The 14,814-nt window shown below is 67.8% G+C and carries 16 protein-coding genes, 1 tRNA gene and 1 pseudogene; 12 read left to right on the top strand and 6 right to left on the bottom strand.

Annotated features, from left to right (window positions below; all coding sequences use genetic code 11):
- Positions 1-17: 17 nt before the first annotated feature.
- From ispF to Acor_RS32570, 3 genes are all read left to right on the top strand, one after another.
- Positions 18-506 carry a 2-C-methyl-D-erythritol 2,4-cyclodiphosphate synthase gene (gene ispF, locus Acor_RS32580; protein ID WP_155340620.1) on the top strand — a complete coding sequence of 163 codons (489 nt, stop codon included), beginning with the start codon at positions 18-20 and terminating at the stop codon, positions 504-506.
- A 156-nt stretch (positions 507-662) separates the two neighbouring features.
- Complete coding sequence (locus tag Acor_RS32575; RefSeq protein WP_155340619.1) at positions 663-926, top strand: GlsB/YeaQ/YmgE family stress response membrane protein; 264 nt, start codon at positions 663-665, stop codon at positions 924-926.
- 92 nt (positions 927-1,018) lie between these two features.
- Positions 1,019-1,288 carry a GlsB/YeaQ/YmgE family stress response membrane protein gene (locus Acor_RS32570; RefSeq protein WP_155340618.1) on the top strand — a complete coding sequence of 90 codons (270 nt, stop codon included), beginning with the start codon at positions 1,019-1,021 and terminating at the stop codon, positions 1,286-1,288.
- Between the two features lie 5 nt (positions 1,289-1,293).
- Here Acor_RS32570 and Acor_RS32565 read toward each other — a convergent pair whose 3' ends face one another.
- Both Acor_RS32565 and Acor_RS32560 read right to left on the bottom strand, forming a co-directional pair.
- Complete coding sequence (locus Acor_RS32565; RefSeq protein ID WP_155340617.1) at positions 1,294-2,469, bottom strand: fumarylacetoacetate hydrolase family protein; 1,176 nt, start codon at positions 2,467-2,469, stop codon at positions 1,294-1,296.
- Between the two features lie 80 nt (positions 2,470-2,549).
- Complete coding sequence (locus tag Acor_RS32560; RefSeq protein WP_155340616.1) at positions 2,550-4,163, bottom strand: DUF2637 domain-containing protein; 1,614 nt, start codon at positions 4,161-4,163, stop codon at positions 2,550-2,552.
- 71 nt (positions 4,164-4,234) lie between these two features.
- Between Acor_RS32560 and Acor_RS32555 the strand changes: the two genes are divergently transcribed.
- From Acor_RS32555 to Acor_RS32540, 4 genes are all read left to right on the top strand, one after another.
- Positions 4,235-4,630: a PPOX class F420-dependent oxidoreductase gene (locus Acor_RS32555; RefSeq protein WP_155340615.1), complete on the top strand. Its 396-nt coding sequence runs from the start codon at positions 4,235-4,237 to the stop codon at positions 4,628-4,630.
- Between the two features lie 86 nt (positions 4,631-4,716).
- Positions 4,717-6,111, top strand: coding sequence for a cysteine--tRNA ligase (gene cysS, locus Acor_RS32550; protein ID WP_155340614.1), 1,395 nt, complete (start codon positions 4,717-4,719; stop codon positions 6,109-6,111).
- 43 nt (positions 6,112-6,154) lie between these two features.
- Positions 6,155-7,120, top strand: coding sequence for a 23S rRNA (guanosine(2251)-2'-O)-methyltransferase RlmB (gene rlmB / locus Acor_RS32545; protein WP_155340613.1), 966 nt, complete (start codon positions 6,155-6,157; stop codon positions 7,118-7,120).
- A 41-nt stretch (positions 7,121-7,161) separates the two neighbouring features.
- Positions 7,162-7,234 (top strand) — tRNA-Thr (locus tag Acor_RS32540).
- A 184-nt stretch (positions 7,235-7,418) separates the two neighbouring features.
- On the opposite strand, the gene Acor_RS32535 is transcribed toward Acor_RS32540, so the two are convergent.
- From Acor_RS32535 to Acor_RS32525, 3 genes and pseudogenes are all read right to left on the bottom strand, one after another.
- Positions 7,419-7,661: a hypothetical protein gene (locus Acor_RS32535; RefSeq protein ID WP_155340612.1), complete on the bottom strand. Its 243-nt coding sequence runs from the start codon at positions 7,659-7,661 to the stop codon at positions 7,419-7,421.
- Between the two features lie 491 nt (positions 7,662-8,152).
- A complete protein-coding gene (locus Acor_RS32530) occupies positions 8,153-8,641 on the bottom strand; it encodes a HAMP domain-containing protein (RefSeq protein ID WP_246239452.1) in 489 nt (162 codons plus the stop codon).
- Between the two features lie 211 nt (positions 8,642-8,852).
- Positions 8,853-9,508: pseudogene (locus Acor_RS32525) on the bottom strand (response regulator transcription factor).
- Between the two features lie 88 nt (positions 9,509-9,596).
- On the opposite strand from Acor_RS32525, the gene Acor_RS32520 reads away from it, so the two are divergent.
- From Acor_RS32520 to Acor_RS32505, 4 genes are read left to right on the top strand one after another with little or no spacing between them, the layout of a single operon-like run.
- Complete coding sequence (locus Acor_RS32520) at positions 9,597-10,019, top strand: hypothetical protein (RefSeq protein WP_155340610.1); 423 nt, start codon at positions 9,597-9,599, stop codon at positions 10,017-10,019.
- Entirely contained in the window at positions 10,016-11,002 is a 987-nt protein-coding gene (locus Acor_RS32515; protein WP_170317185.1) for a peptidoglycan-binding protein, read from the top strand. Before Acor_RS32520 ends, Acor_RS32515 begins: the two co-directional genes overlap by 4 nt.
- Entirely contained in the window at positions 10,999-11,655 is a 657-nt protein-coding gene (locus tag Acor_RS32510) for an ABC transporter ATP-binding protein (RefSeq protein ID WP_155340608.1), read from the top strand. The genes Acor_RS32515 and Acor_RS32510 overlap by 4 nt, the downstream gene beginning before the upstream one ends.
- Positions 11,652-12,842 (top strand): ABC transporter permease, encoded by a 1,191-nt coding sequence (locus Acor_RS32505; protein WP_155340607.1) that lies wholly within the window; start codon positions 11,652-11,654, stop codon positions 12,840-12,842. The genes Acor_RS32510 and Acor_RS32505 overlap by 4 nt, the downstream gene beginning before the upstream one ends.
- A 118-nt stretch (positions 12,843-12,960) precedes the next feature.
- On the opposite strand, the gene Acor_RS32500 is transcribed toward Acor_RS32505, so the two are convergent.
- The gene (locus Acor_RS32500; protein WP_218034620.1) at positions 12,961-13,698 is read right to left on the bottom strand and encodes a class I SAM-dependent methyltransferase; all 738 of its coding nucleotides are present in this window, start codon (positions 13,696-13,698) and stop codon (positions 12,961-12,963) included.
- Positions 13,699-14,069: 371 nt separating this feature from the next.
- On the opposite strand from Acor_RS32500, the gene Acor_RS32495 reads away from it, so the two are divergent.
- Entirely contained in the window at positions 14,070-14,486 is a 417-nt protein-coding gene (locus Acor_RS32495; RefSeq protein WP_155340605.1) for a Clp protease N-terminal domain-containing protein, read from the top strand.
- The last annotated feature ends 328 nt before the right edge of the window (positions 14,487-14,814 follow it).

Below are 14,814 nucleotides of genomic sequence, written 5' to 3'. Positions count from 1 at the left end.
ACACGTTTTTTCCAAGGGTGGGCGTCGGAATCGACGTCCACCCTTTTGCTTCCGGCCGCGAGCTCCACTTGGCGGGCCTCTATTGGCCAGACCAAACCGGTCTGGCCGGCCACTCCGACGGTGACGCCGCCGCGCACGCCTGCTGCGACGCGTTACTGTCGGCCGCCGGCCTGGGCGACCTGGGCGGCCTGTTCGGCACCGCCGACCCGCGCTGGGCGGGCGCGTCCGGCGCGACCCTGCTGACCGAGACCGCCAGACGGGTCCGGGCCGCGGGCTTCGAAATCGGCAACGTGGCTGTTCAGGTCATCGGCAACCGGCCGAAGCTGGCGCCCCGCCGTACCGAGGCGGAGTTGGCGTTGAGCGCGGCCGTCGGCGCGCCGGTGAGCGTGAGCGCGACCACCACCGACGGCCTGGGCCTCACCGGGCGCGGCGAAGGCGTCGCGGCGATGGCCACCGCGCTGGTTCTTGACCCGTTCCAACCGCCTTCGAACATCTCGCCAACCTGATCGCCCGCCCGCGCGTCTCACATGCAGGCGGCGGCAACCTGTGACCAGGCGCGGTAACGGGTTGCCGCCTTCCGTATTTTGGCGACTGTCCGTATGTTCCGATTGCGGGTTGTGACGGCAAGTATGGGGTATTTCTCCCTCTAAGGGGGAATTGTTATGATCGGATCCATCATCAGTGCTTTGATCATCGGGGCGATCATCGGGGCGCTGGCCCGGTTGATCCTGCCGGGTCGGCAGCACATCAGCTGGGCTCTCACGATCATCGTCGGTATCGTCGCCGCGCTGATCGGGACACTGATCGCGCACTGGCTGGGGTTCGCCAACACGCGCGGAATCGACTGGTGGGAGCACATCCTGCAGCTGGTGCTCGCCATCATCGGCGTGGGCGCCGTCGCGGCCAGACGGCCAACCAGCGGATAGGACGAAATTTCTGGCGCTGAGGACTAATTCTCTGGGACCGGGTATTTGCCATCCCTTGAGGGTGCAAGTGACACCTTCAAGCGGAGGTCGATATGTCCATCGAGACCATTCTCGGCGCCATCGTCATCGGTGCGGTCATCGGCGCGCTCGGACGGCTGCTGCTGCCCGGACGTCAGCCGATCGGCTGGATCCTGACCGTCGTCGTCGGCATCATCGCGGCCCTCATCGGTACCGCGATCGCCCAGTCGCTCGGCGTCGCCACCACCAACGGCATTGACTGGATCGAGATCGTCATGCAGGTCGTGCTCGCGATCGTCGGGGTCGGGGCCGTCGCCGCGCTGCGTGGCCGAACGCGCGTATAGCCGGATCACGGCGAGTGCACGGTTCCCGTGACCTCGCCTAGCCCGACCCCGAGGGCGGATCTCGCGGAGATCATGACCGTGTCCCCGTCCTCCAGGAAGACCCGCTCAGCCCCTTTGGGGAGCTGCAGCGGGTTCTTCCCGTTCCAGGTCATTTCCAGGAGCGTGCCCGGATCGTCTGGCCCGGAGATCGGGCCGGAGGTCAGCAGGTCACCCGTGCGTAGCTGAGCGCCGCTCACCGTCGTGTGGGTGAGCAGCTGCGGGCCGGTCCAGTAGTGCAGGCCGTACGGCGGGCGGGAGACCACCTCGTCGTTCAGGGTCACTTCGAGGGACAGGTCCAGGCCCCAGGGCTCGGTGACGTGGAGGTAGCCGGGGGGTGCGGGGTGCTGCGGGGGCTGGGCCGTACGGGCATGGTCGAGGGCCTCCAGCGGCACCACCCACGGGGAGATCGTGGTCGCGAACGCGCGCCCCGTGAACGGGCCCAGCTGCTGGAACTCCCAGTTCAGCAGGTCCTGCGCCCGCCAGGTGTTCACCAGGACCACGCCGAAGACGTGCTCCCGGAACGCCCGAGTTCCGACCGGATGGTTGGCGGGCATTCCGACGACGTAACCGATCTCCGGCCCGATGTCCAACTTCCTGGACGGTCCCACGTCCGCCTCGCCGCGCTGGCCGCCCGGCCGCAGAATCGGCGTCCCCGAGACCACGACACTTCCCGCCCGGCCGTGATGCGCGACCGGCATCTGCCGCCAGTTCGACCTGATCGGGTCCATCGCCGGCGGCCGGAACATCCGCCCCATATTCGTGGTGTGGTCCAGTGAGCCCTGGAAACAGGCCAGGTCGGCCACTGCGAACGGCAGATGCAGTAGTACTTCGCTCATCGGCACCAGCGCGGGCAGCACGGCCGGCCGATGTCCCTCGTCGGTCAGCAACTCGATCAGCCGCTCCCGCGTCGACCGCCACACCTCCGGCCCCGCCGCCAGAAACCAGTTCAACGTCCCCGCGGCGAACCAGCGCGCCTCAGGCAGCGCGCCCGTCGCCCGCAACAGATCCAGATCGACCACGTGCTCGCCGATGGCGACTCCTACCCGAGGCAGCTCTCCGCGCCTCGAAAACACCCCATAGGGCAAATTCCACCCGGGAAACCCACTTCCCTCAGGAACCCAAACCCACGACGCGATCGGCATGCCTCCCCTGTTCCCCCGTTCGAGTCAGGAGGCGGCACACCCAAGGTCATTTTCTGGCAGAACTGCTGGACAGGGGTTCTTCAGCTGGGTGGGAGAGGGGTGCTTCGCATTCTGCCGGAGGGAGGGGCCGGGGGTTCCGCGCCGGAGGGGAGGCGGCGGGTGGTGGAGTTGAGTTCTTCGGGGTCGGCGGCGTCGATGCCGTGTTCCGGGTCGGGGGAGTCGCGGACTTGGCGGATCGGCTGGGTGTCGACGCCTGCTTCTTCGTTCTCGTCGGGTTCGGCCGGAGGGGAGAAGCGTGCGGCGATTTGGGCGGCGGCTTCGTCGTAGCGGCGGGAGAGGGCTTCGGCGGCCGCGTCGTCGGAGGCGACCAGGTCGGGTGCCGTCTGGGCGTTGACTTCCCGTGCTTCCAGGTACTCGGAAGCGGTGGTTTCTTCCGGGGTTGTGGGGGTGATCTCGTCGGCTGTTCCCGCCCAATAGGAGACGTCGGGGTCGTCCTGGGCTTGGGTCGATGTCTCGACGCTTTGGGTGGGCTGCGTTTGGCCCGGCTCTTCGGCGCTCGGAGTTTCTGGGGTCTCGGCTTCTTGGGGCTGGGTCGGCGCTTCGGAACCGTGGCTGGACGGCTGCCTGCTGGGGGTGGCGGCCGGGTTTGTCGGGCAGGTGTCGCTCTGGTCGGAGTAGTCGGCGAAGGCCGGGTCGTCCGGGGTGGCTTCGGGGTCGTCGTCGAGGTCGGGGGTGGCCGTCGCGGCGGGGGAGCCTGGGCGGGGGTGGACGAGGACGTCGCCGACGTTCGGGCGGATCAGGTCGCCCCAGCGGGTGGGGCGTTTGGGGCGAGTCGGTTGTTCTGGGGCGGGGTCTTTGGGTTGGGGATCTGCGGCGGAGTCGTCGGCCTGGGGAAGCGGGGCGGGGTCTTCGACCTGGGGAGAGGGGGTTTTGGTTCGGGGGAGTGGGGGTGCCAGCTCGGGTGGGGCGACGGTTTCCGTTACCGGGCTGACCGGGACCGGAGGTGTGTAGTCGGGTGGGGCCGCGGCTTCGGCGGATATATGGGGATCCGGGAGCGCATGCCGTACCGACGGAAGAATGACCGGGTAGGGGTTCGTGGAGACCCCGGCCGCGTCGATGGTCCGGCCCGAAACGGGGGCGGAATGGTCCTCGTCGAAGGGGACGAGTTCGTCGATGTCGTTGTCGCCGTTGAGGTCGGCGCGCCGGGCTTGGGTGTGTTTGACCAGGGCAAGCAGGAGCCACAGCCCGATCACCAGCATGATCCACGGCAGCAGCGCGACCGTGATCGCCGCCTGCCGGGGATCGAAACTGGCGCCGGTCGCGGTGGCCACGGTGGCCGCGCCCGCGCCCGCCAGGAGTAGAAGGAGGATGGCGCCGACCTGGATGCGTACCAGTAATCGGCCGGAGCGGAGCAGTGGCACGCTGATCAACGCGACGATCAGAAGCGCGTCGAAACCGGCCGGGTAGAGGTAGGCGAGACGCGGTTCTGCCCGGCCCTGGAGGGCGAGTTCGCGCAGGTCGTCGAAGGAGAGTGCGCAGGCGGCCCCGGCGAGGATGGCGAGCGCGAGACCGGCCAGGCCAATGGCCAGCCGGCGCAGCACCAGCGGAATTCCGGCCGGGCGGGAAGCCGGGGCCGTACGGATGGCTGATGGGCGGGAGGTCGAGCCTGCCGCCGCGGGGGGAGTCGCGTCCATGGCTTTTCGAGCCTACCGACTCACCCGCCGCCCATTGATTTATGACACGGGCGAAATGGCATGATCGACACATGGGGAATACATCATTGCCGGAACGGGTCCGCGACCTGTTCGACGGCGTCAACTTCGCCACCGTCTCCAGCGTGAACCAGGACGGGAGCCCGCAGACCTCGGTCGTGTGGGTACGCACCGACGGTGACGACATCCTGTTCTCAACTGTCAAAGGCCGCCGCAAGCACCGCAACCTGGAGCGTGACCCGCGCACCTCGATCTTGATCGTCGACCCGTCCGACCCTTATGTGTACGCCGAGATCCGCGGCCGGGTGGCGCTCGTCGACGACCCGAAGGGCGACCTGATCCAGGAGCTTTCCCAGAAGTACTACAAAAGGCCGTTTGTAGAGGCGAACCCGGACAATGAACGAGTGATAGCCCGCATCACCCCAGAGAAGGTGTATCTCCGGGGTTAGTCTGGGGTGTACGGCGGCCGAAATGGCGGGGTTCACGCTGCGGTAAGTCGGCCTGTGCTGGCGTGAGAGGCGTTAGCCTTGCCTTTGTGAGCCTGAACCTCTATGACACCAGCACGCGTACGGTCCGTGAATTCGTGCCGATCGAGCCCGGCCGGGTCTCGATCTACCTGTGTGGTGCGACCGTTCAAGCTCCGCCGCATATCGGGCATATCCGCTCGGGCGTCAACTTCGACGTGCTCCGCCGCTGGCTCACCCGCCAAGGCTACGACGTCACCTTCTGCCGCAACGTCACCGACCTGGACGACAAGATCATCCGAGTCTCCGCCGATGAGGGCGTGCCCTGGTTCGTCGTCGCCGAGCGTAACCAGCGCGCCTTCACCTGGGCCTACGATCAGCTCGGCTGCCTCCCGCCCACGGTCGAACCGCGCGCGATGGGCCACGTCCCCGAGATGATCGAACTGATGCACCGCCTGATCGACAAAGGTCATGCGTACGCGTCGGGTGGTGACGTCTATTTCGACGTGCGCTCCTACGCCGACCGCTACGGCAAGCTCTCCAACCAGAAACTGGAGAACATGCTCGCCGCGGGCGACACCGACATCGACTCCGCCAAACGCGACCCCCGCGACTTCGCCCTCTGGAAGGGCGAGAAGCCCGGCGAGCCGACCTGGCCGACCCCCTGGGGCCGCGGCCGCCCCGGCTGGCACCTCGAATGCTCCGCGATGGCCACCAAATACCTCGGCGGCACCTTCGACATCCACGGCGGCGGCGTCGACCTGATCTTCCCGCACCACGAGAACGAGATCGCCCAGTCCCAGGCGGCAGGCGACGGCTTCGCCCGCTACTGGATGCACAACGGCATGCTCCAACTCAGCGGCACCAAGATGAGCAAATCCCTCGGCAACTCGCTGCTCATCCCCGAAATGCTGCGCAAAGTCCGCCCCGTCGAACTGCGCTACTACCTGATCGCCGCCCACTACCGCTCCGCGATCGACTATTCAGAAGAAGCTCTCCAGGAATCGGCCGCCGGCTACCGCCGCCTCGAAGGCTTCGTCTCCCGCGCCGCCGAGGTCATCCACGACGTCGACGCCACCGCCCCCCTGCCGCAGGCCTTCGTCGACGCACTCAACGACGACCTGAACGTGTCCCAGGCCCTCGCGGTCATCCACGAGGTCGTCCGCGAAGGCAACGTCGCCCTCGCCCAGGGGAACAAGGAGCAGGTCGCCCGCCATCTGGCCGAAACCCAGACCATGCTGGACGTTCTCGGGTTGGACCCGCGCTCCACGCAGTGGCGCAACACCGGCGACTCCGGCCTGCGCGAGGTCGTCGACGCACTCATCGCCGTCGCCCTCGAACAACGCCAGGCCGCCCGCGCCCGCAAGGACTACGCCGCCGCGGACGCCATCCGCGAGCAGCTGGCCGCCGCAGGCGTCGTCGTCGAGGACACACCGCAGGGTCCTCGCTGGGAGCTCGCCCGCTGACTTTTGGGGAGAGGGCCTCGTACAGACGGATAGGCTTGGTGTCATGGGTGCAGGGGGACGGGCTTCGGGTAAGCCCGCGAAGAAGCAGGGTGCGACCAGAGGCACCGGCGGCAAGGTCCGGCGATCTCTCGAAGGCAGGGGTGCCACCCCGCCCGCCGAGGCACGCCACTGGTACAAGGACAAGGCGCGCGCCGAACGGCTCGCCCGCGAGGAGCGCGGCGGGGCGACCACACGCCGTCCTGCGGTGCGCCCTCGCAAGAGCGAGGACGCCCCCGAGTACATCGGTGGCCGCAACCCCGTCGTCGAGGCCCTCCGCGCCGGCGTCCCCGCCTCAGCTCTGTACGTCGGACAGCGCCTGGACAACGACGATCGCGTCAAAGAGGCCATCAAAATCGCGGCCGACAAGGGCATCGCCCTCCTCGAAGCCTCCCGCGAGAAACTCGACCGCCTCTGCGACGGCGCGATCCACCAGGGCTTGGCGCTCCAGGTCCCGGCGTACGAGTATCACCACCCGAACGACCTGATCGGCTACGCCCAGGACGCCGCCGAGACCCCCCTCATCGTCGCCCTGGACAGCGTCACCGACCCCCGCAACCTCGGCGCCATCGCCCGCTCCGCCACCGCCTTCGGCGCCCACGGCCTCCTCATCCCGTCCCGCCGCTCCGCAGGCGTCAGCGCAGGCGCCTGGAAGACCTCCGCGGGCACCCTCGCCACCCTCCCCGTGGCCCGCGCCAGCAACCTCACCCAAACCCTCCAGGGCTACCGCGAATCCGGCCTGTTCATCATCGGCCTGGACGGCACCTCCACCCAGGACATCTCCACCACCTCCCTCGCCACCGACCCCCTCGTCATCGTGGTCGGCTCCGAAGGCAAGGGCCTCTCCCGCCTGGTCCGCGAATCCTGCGACCAAACCGTCCGCATCCCCATGAGCACCGCCACCGAATCCCTCAACGCCGGCGTCGCCGCAGGCATCGCCCTTTACGAGATCTCCCGCCTCCGCCGGCAGTGACGCCCCATGTCGCGGCCCGGTAGACTTGCTGGGCTTGACACGCCGCCTTAGCTCAATCGGCAGAGCATCTGTCTTGTAAACAGAAGGTCTGGGGTTCGATTCCCCAAGGCGGCTCCCAGCTCAAAGGCCCCTTACCATGATCAGAAGGGGCCTTTCGCCGTTCGTACAGCAGCGAAATACAGCAACGTCCTCAGTCGTCACCGTCGATGCACTGACTCAGCCGGTCGAGGGCCTCGGCTCGAAGGCAGGCCGCCAGGCGCCGTACCGCCCGATGGTGCTCTGGAGGGATCAGCCGTTCTCAGAAGGCGCCAGGGCGATCCTGTCGGGAGTTGCGTTCTTCCGCCCTCAGGTACCGCGCCTCGTCCTCTATCAGTAGTTTGATCAATCCACTCATAGTGCGCGGATTGATCCCGGCCTCCATTCCGGCACTTTCCATCGCACGTATGTCGCGCTGTTCCAGCCAGCATTCGAGGGTCGGCGCATCGACGTGAAGCAGGCGCGCCGCCTCGTGGAGGGCGGGTCGTATCTCATGTTCCGCCATGTCCCACCTTCGTTGTGAATACCGCGTTAGGGGGTCGCGCTCACGACGCTACTCGCTGGCAGTCTGGATTGGGCTCGGCGAGCAGATGGGCGGACAGCGGCATCCGGTGTGGCCAGACCGCGGGACTGAGCAGGAGTAAGGGGAGGATGCTCGGTGCCGGCGGCCGCCTCCTGCCCCGAATCGACGGCGACGCCCTCTCTTCGTCCTATTTGTCCGGGCAATGTCCCGATCTTGCTAACACCCTTGTACCAGGCGCTCACGCCGCTTTGATCGCAACCTTTGTGTGCGTTGCGGTGATGGCTGGCGTAGGTGAGGATCGCAACCAGGACGGAGCCGTAGGAGAGTGAGTAGCCGACCGGCCACAGCGTTGCCGATTGCGGCATGCCCTGATCTCCACCGGTGTTCGTATCGGTTCCCTCTGTGCCAAGCTCAACTGGGACATATGGTGATGGAGTTCCCAGTGCGGCATGAGTAGGGCGAGACTTGGTGTATCAGACTGTGACGATGACGAAGCCGGCGACAATCTCCGCGACGACCCGGTCGAACCGCACCGGCTCGACCTCGTCCAGGCCGTGCTCGCTATGCGCCAGCACCAGTAGCCCGTCGATCAACCGCTCGGTCCGCCGGTTGGCCTCCAGCAATTCCGCTCGGAAACGGTCGATCCGCTCAGGGGTGAGGTCGGCCAGGCCGATCTGGATGGCCGCCCGCTGAATGGCGAGCGGCGTCCGTAGCTCATGCGAGACGTTCGCGACGAACCTGCTCTGTGCGGTCACCGCGCGTTCAAGCCGGTCCAGCATGGCGTCGAAGGTGTCGGCCAGCTCTTTCAACTCGTCCTTCGGGCCCTTGAGCGCGATCCGTTCGTCCAGGTTCGTCACTGACAATCGCCGGGCGGCCGACGTGATCCGCCCCAACGGCCGCAGCGTACGCCCGGCCAGCCACCACCCGGCCCAGATCGAAACCGCCACCAGCACCACCCCCACGACCAGCGTGATGATCGAAAGGTCGGGGCGCTGATGGACGTCTGCCGCACGATGACGGGCGTGCCGTCAGGGACCCCACGGACGATGGTCGTTTCGATCTTCGTTTGCCCCACAACGGCGTACGTGATGAAGACGCTGACGGCGACCAGCACGGCGATGGTCGTGGCGATGAACAGGACGCTGTAGAGCGCGGCGAGCCGGAACCTGAGCGTCATGGCAGGCGGTATCCGCTGCCTGCGACTGTCTCGATGACCGGAGGGTCACCGAGTTTGGCGCACAGCTTGCTCATGGTGACCCGGACGACCCCACTGAACGGGTCGGTGTGCTCGTCCCAGGCCCGTTCCAGCAGTTCCTCCGCGCTCACGATCGCGCCGTCCGCCCGCATCAGGACCTCCAGTACGGCGAACTCCTTGCGCGACAGCGCCAGATAGCGGCCGTCCCGGAACGCCTGCATGCGCGGTGTGTCGAGGACGATGTCCCCTCGGGTCAGCAGTGGCGGGACGGGCGCCTGGCTGCGGCGTCCGAGGGCCTGGACACGTGCCACGAGTTCCGCGTAGTCGAATGGCTTGGGCAAGTAGTCGTCGGCACCGAGGCCGAGCCCGGCGACCCGATCGCGAACGACGCCGCCGCCGTCAGCATCAGGATCCTCGTACGGGCGCCCGCCTGCGCGAGGTCACGGCAGATGGCATCGCCAGGCCTTCCCGGTAGATCGCGGTCGAGCACGAGCACGTCGTAGTCGTTGACGCTGAGCCGTTCGGTCGCGGTTGTGCCGTCGTACGCGATGTCGACCGCCATCGCGTACCTGCGCAGTCCGTCGGCGACCAGGTCCGCGAGAGCCTTCTCGTCTTCCGCCACCAGCACCCGCATGACCCAAGTCATACCCGGTCTGGAGTTTCCCTGGCGTTAACGGACGCGGAGACGGCCGCGAAACGTCTCCGCCGCGATCGTGTCCCACATGAAGAAGCTCTTGTTCCCCCTGGCGTTCCTGGTCGCGGGATGCGGCGTCATTCCGGGCCTCGGCGCCGAAGACAACAATCACGACCAGCTGGTCAAGTACGCCCAGTGCTTGCGCCAGCAAGGAATCAATGCCGCCGACCCGCCCCCGGGCGAGGACTCCTTCAACCTCAACGCCCGTGGCGTGCCCAAGGACAAGCTCGAAGCCGCACTGCAGACCTGTAAGCAATACCGCCCACAGGAGCGCCCGCCCAGCGCGGAGGACCTCGAAAGGATGCGCAAGACGGCCGCCTGCCTGCGCAGGAACGGCATTGACGCGTCCGATCCGACAGCCGCCGATCCGGGGATCAGGGTCGGCTCACCCCCGCCCGGCAAGGACCTCGACGCGATCACGGCCGCCTGCCAGAAAGAGGTGGACCAGTGAGATGGCTGGTCGCAACGGCCCTCGTGGTGACCGCCTGCAGTCCGCCGCAGGCGGCCGCTCCGTCGTTTCCCACGGCACCCGTCGTCCGTACGGACCTGGTCAGCAGGACCAATGTGGACGGCACGCTCGGCTACGCCGCCGGCAGAACCCTGGTCGGCGGTTTGGGGACTGTGACGTGGCTGCCCGCGGATGGCCGGATCATCAGGCCCGGCCAGCGGGTCTACGCGGCCGACGGCCACCCCGTTCCACTCATTTACGGACGGATCCCGCTGTGGCGAACGCTGTCGGTTGGAGTGCGGGGTCCGGATGTGCGGGTGGTCGAGCGGAATCTTGCCACCTTGGGCTATTCGCTGGTCGTGGATGACCGGTTCACCTGGGCGACGGCGAAGGCCGTCAAGGCTTGGCAGCGCCACCTCGGCCGGCCCCAGACCGGCATGCTCGCCCCGTCCGAGGCTGTCGTAGAGCCCGGCCCGATCAGGGTCGCCTCCCGTACCGGACGGCTCGGCGGACCCGCATCGGGGCCGCTGCTCACCGTCACCGGCACGACCCGCCAAGTCTTCGTCGACATTCCCGTCGACCAGCAGCAACTCGCGGTCAAAGGCGGAAAGGTCACCATCACGCTCCCCGGCGGAAAGACCACGACCGGGCACGTCACCACCATCGGCACCGTCGCGAAGGCGGCCTCCACCGGCCAGACCGGGCAGGGCACCGAGACGGCCACCATCGCCGTCACGATCACCCTCGACCACCCGAAGGCCCCGGGACGTCTTGTCGCGGCACCTGTCACCGTCGGGTTCGCCAGCACCGTTCACAAGGGCGTGCTCGCCGTACCCATCGAGGCCCTGCTCGGGCAGGCGGACGGCACGTTCGCGGTCCAGGTGGCGGGAAAGGCTGTCCCGGTCGAGCTCGGACTGTTCGCGGGAGGGCTGGTCGAGGTCACCGGGGCGGCCGAGGGCACGCGGGTTGAGGTGCCCAAACCGTGAGCGTGATCGAGCTGGAGCGGGTGTCCAAGTCGTACCCGGGCGGGTTGCAGGCCCTGCGCGACGTCACGCTGACGATCGGCCCAGGGGAGCTGGTGGCCGTCTGCGGGCCGTCCGGGTCGGGCAAGTCGACCATGCTGCACCTCATGGGGACGCTCGACCGGCCGAGCGAGGGCCGCGTCAGGCTGCTGGGCCATGACATGGCCACGCTGTCCGACCGGCGGCTTTCGGCGGTACGAGCGCACTGGATCGGGTTCGTCTTCCAGCAGTTCTTCCTCACCCCCCACCTCACGGCTGTGGACAACGTGGCCACCCGCCTGCTCTACCTGGGCGTCCCCGCCCGTCGCCGGGCCATGGCCGCGCGTGAGGCGCTCGAACGCGTCGGGCTCGGCAATCGGCTCACCCATGCCCCGCACGAGTTGTCGGGCGGCGAACGCCAGCGGGTGGCCATCGCCCGAGCCCTGGTCGCACGACCGGCGGTGTTGCTCGCCGACGAGCCCACCGGCAACCTCGACACGGCCTCCGGCGCGGGCATCTTCGACATCCTGTGGAAACTGCACGAGGAGGGCACCACCGTCGTGGTCATCACCCACAACACCGACCTCGCCGAGGCCGTCCCACGCCGCGTGGACCTCTTGGACGGGAGGCTCCAGTGATTCCCGTACCGGCCCGGCTGAGCGCATGGGACCTGGCCGGCGTCGGGCTGGCCGGGCTGCGGGCACGCCGGGGCAGGGCCGTGCTGTCGGCCCTCGGGGTGGCCCTGGGGATCGCGTCGATGATCGCCATACTGGGAATCAGCACGGTCAGCAGCGCCGGACTGCAGGAGCAACTCGCCCGTGTCGGGACGAACGTGCTGACCGTGGCACCAGGCCATTCAATCCTCGGCGGTAAGGCCTCGCTGCCGCTCGAATCGGTCGCCCGCGTCTCCCACGTGCCCGGTGTCGTCGGCGCCACCGCCATCGCGTACGTGAACGGGGCGACCGCCCGCCGTACCAACTTGATCGACTCGGCGGTCACCAACGGTGTCGGAGTCGCCGCCGCGAGGCTCGACCTCCTCGCGACGCTGAAGGGCACCGTCAGGTCGGGCACGTTCCTCAACGCCGCCACCGCCCGCTACCCGGCCGTCGTCCTCGGTACGTATGCCGCCGACCGGTTCGGCATCGACCGGCCCGGACGGCAGATCTTCGTCGCGGGCCGGTGGATGACGGTCATCGGCATACTCAACCCGCTTCCGCTCGCCCCCGACATCGACGCCGCCGCGCTCGTCGGCTGGCCGTACGCGGAAAAGGAACTCGGTTTCGACGGCCACCCCACCATCGTGTACGAACGGTCGACCGACGACCGCGTCACCACGATCGCGAAGGTACTCGCCGCGACCGTCAACCCCGAACATCCCGACCAAGTTCAGGTCAGCCGCCCGTCCGACGCTCTCACCGCGGAACTGGCCGCGCGCGCCGCGTTCAACGGCCTCTTCCTCGGGCTCGGCGCGGTCGCCCTCCTCGTCGGCGGCATCGGCATAGCCAACGTCATGGTCATCTCGGTACTGGAACGCCGCCAGGAGATCGGCCTGCGCCGCTCCCTCGGGGCGACGCGAGGGCAGATCCGTCTGCAGTTCGTGGTCGAAGCGGTGGTCCTGTCCCTGTGCGGGGGCGTCGCGGGGACCATCGTCGGCCTGGCCGCGAGTCTGCTCTTCGCTTTCGCCCAAGGCTGGCCTCTCGCGCTCCCCGCCCAGGTCATCACGCTCGGTGTCACTGCGGCCGTACTGGTCGGAATCGTCTCCGGCCTCTACCCGGCCCGCCGCGCCGCCGCCCTCACTCCGACCGAAGCTTTGGCGACGGGATGAGCGAACCTATTTCATCCTGGGTAGCGGTTGGCTTCGATGGCCCGATCGCGGTGGCGCGGCGCGGGCAATGGCGCAGCTTCGCCAGGACCTTCCATGTTTCAGGGCCGAGACGGCGCGATCAGGCGATAAGCAGACGCACGCCAAGCTCTGCCGCGTCGAGATCGACGAAGTCGCGGTTGCTTTCGGCCCACCGGCCGGATGCGAGGTCATCACGGAGGCTGCGCACTGCCCGCTGCTCGGCGACCGGCCCGACTCTGGCCCAGATCGACATTCCGCTGCGGATATCCTCATCCAGGTACGCCTCGGGCCGGCGCCAGTAGGCCTCGTAGAAACCGTCCGCGCAGTCCCACGGAATGAGCACCGGTTCCACCCGGGCTCCGATCGAGCGGGCCAGCTCAGTCAGCGACGGCCGGCCGACGAGAAGGCCAGCGCGCTCGGGCAGATAGTCGCGATCCAGCCAGAACAGATCGAGGGCACTGAAGTCCTTCGTGAACACCACCACGCGGCGAGCGACCCGCCGCATCTCGCGCAGACCCGCGATCGGGTCCTGCCAGTGATCGATGGTGGCGAAAGCCATCGCGGCGTCGAAGGACTGGTCCTCGAACGGAAGGTTCTCCGCGAAGGCGGCCACGCACGGCGCCGCGCCTGCGGGGCGCTGCGCCCGCATGACCGCCGACGGTTCCACCGCGGTGACGTCGCGGTCGGAGGGCTCGTAAGAGCCGGTGCCCGCCCCGACATTGAGCACGGTCCGCGCATCGCCGAGCGCGGCCCAGACCTGGGTCGCGATCCGCGGCTCGGTGCGCCGCGTGACGGTGTAGGTGGCTCCGATGGCGTCGTACAGCTGTGCGCGGGACATCAGGCTGCCTCCATCTCCGGGTGGCAGATCATCGTCGCGACCTACCGGGTCGATGTATCGGATCGATATATCGCCAAGATATGGCGATGGGCGCGCGCTGTGCAAGGCCAGGCGGAAGCAGCTTGCCGGAGCACTGCGGCGAGTGCGGGCGCGTACAACAGAGACGACAGGGCCTGCGCGTGCAGGCCCTGCCCTCATGCATGAATCACCCCCAAAGCGTGGCTGGCCCGACTGACGCCATGTTCGGCAGCGACTCCTACCGCCTTGCCCAGACCAAAGCCCGCGCCGAACACCAAACCGGTTGACCGCCCTGTCACGCGCAACGCGGCGCCACCATACTGTTGTCAGTTGCTCGCACGGACGGAGGCACCATGCTGAGGAAGCTGAGGAAGGCGGCCCTGCATCAACCCCTGGAGCGTCTCCTGACCGCTCGTGCTCGGCAGGCGCTGGACCTGGCTGAGCGGGAAGCACGGGCTCAGAGGCATGACCGCGTTACCGCCGATCACCTGTTGACGGGTCTGGCCCGCCTGGAGGAGAGCGTGGCCGTCAGAACACTCGACAGCCTCGGCGTCGACCTCGGCGGCACCCGCACCCGAGCGATGAGCGCAGACCTCGTCCGCCTCACGGAGGTGGCCCGCCGTGAGGCCGCCGGGCTCGGGCACCGGTATATCGGCACCGAGCATCTCCTGCTCGGCCTCCTCCATGAGGATGGAACAGAGGCCCTGGGCGTCGGCCTGCAACAAGCCCGCGATCAGATCATCAAGGTCCTCCACGGCGACGTCCTCTGAACTCGCTCCCCCCGGCAGGTCAAGGTGGCTCCCGAAGCCACCAACATTTGAGCCCCTTGATCAACGTCTGGCTCTCAATCCAACGAACACCCGGCTCTCGTTTACACCTTCGTAGCCACTGCTTCAATGAACGCGTGGTTCAGCAAGGAGCGCGTCATCGACGGCGAGAAGTTCTGGTTCCGCCTCTTCGACGAGTGACTCCGGGCCCCGGGTCCCGATTTTCGCCCGGGCCTTTTTCCATGAAAAGGGACGAAATGGCCATCGACTATTACCGTTCACTTCTGGAAGAGGAGAAATGGCCCGCCTCGGCCATGTGCTGGACGATCAT

The organism is Acrocarpospora corrugata (genome assembly GCF_009687845.1).
In the GTDB taxonomy this organism is placed as follows: domain Bacteria; phylum Actinomycetota; class Actinomycetes; order Streptosporangiales; family Streptosporangiaceae; genus Acrocarpospora; species Acrocarpospora corrugata.
Note: the sequence above shows the minus strand (reverse complement) of the source record. Positions and strands in the feature narration are given on the sequence as shown.

Bases quoted from the DNA above. Each gene is read 5' to 3' on its own strand.
- Acor_RS32575 (WP_155340619.1), top strand. From the start codon at position 663: ATGATCGGATCCATCATCAGTGCTTTGATCATCGGGGCGATCATCGGG.
- Acor_RS32570 (WP_155340618.1), top strand. From the start codon at position 1,019: ATGTCCATCGAGACCATTCTCGGCGCCATCGTCATCGGTGCGGTCATC.
- Acor_RS32565 (WP_155340617.1), bottom strand. From the start codon at position 2,469: ATGCCGATCGCGTCGTGGGTTTGGGTTCCTGAGGGAAGTGGGTTTCCC.
- Acor_RS32560 (WP_155340616.1), bottom strand. From the start codon at position 4,163: ATGGACGCGACTCCCCCCGCGGCGGCAGGCTCGACCTCCCGCCCATCA.
- Acor_RS32555 (WP_155340615.1), top strand. From the start codon at position 4,235: ATGGGGAATACATCATTGCCGGAACGGGTCCGCGACCTGTTCGACGGC.
- rlmB (WP_155340613.1), top strand. From the start codon at position 6,155: ATGGGTGCAGGGGGACGGGCTTCGGGTAAGCCCGCGAAGAAGCAGGGT.
- Acor_RS32535 (WP_155340612.1), bottom strand. From the start codon at position 7,661: ATGGCGGAACATGAGATACGACCCGCCCTCCACGAGGCGGCGCGCCTG.
- Acor_RS32520 (WP_155340610.1), top strand. From the start codon at position 9,597: ATGAAGAAGCTCTTGTTCCCCCTGGCGTTCCTGGTCGCGGGATGCGGC.
- Acor_RS32500 (WP_218034620.1), bottom strand. From the start codon at position 13,698: ATGTCCCGCGCACAGCTGTACGACGCCATCGGAGCCACCTACACCGTC.
- Acor_RS32495 (WP_155340605.1), top strand. From the start codon at position 14,070: ATGCTGAGGAAGCTGAGGAAGGCGGCCCTGCATCAACCCCTGGAGCGT.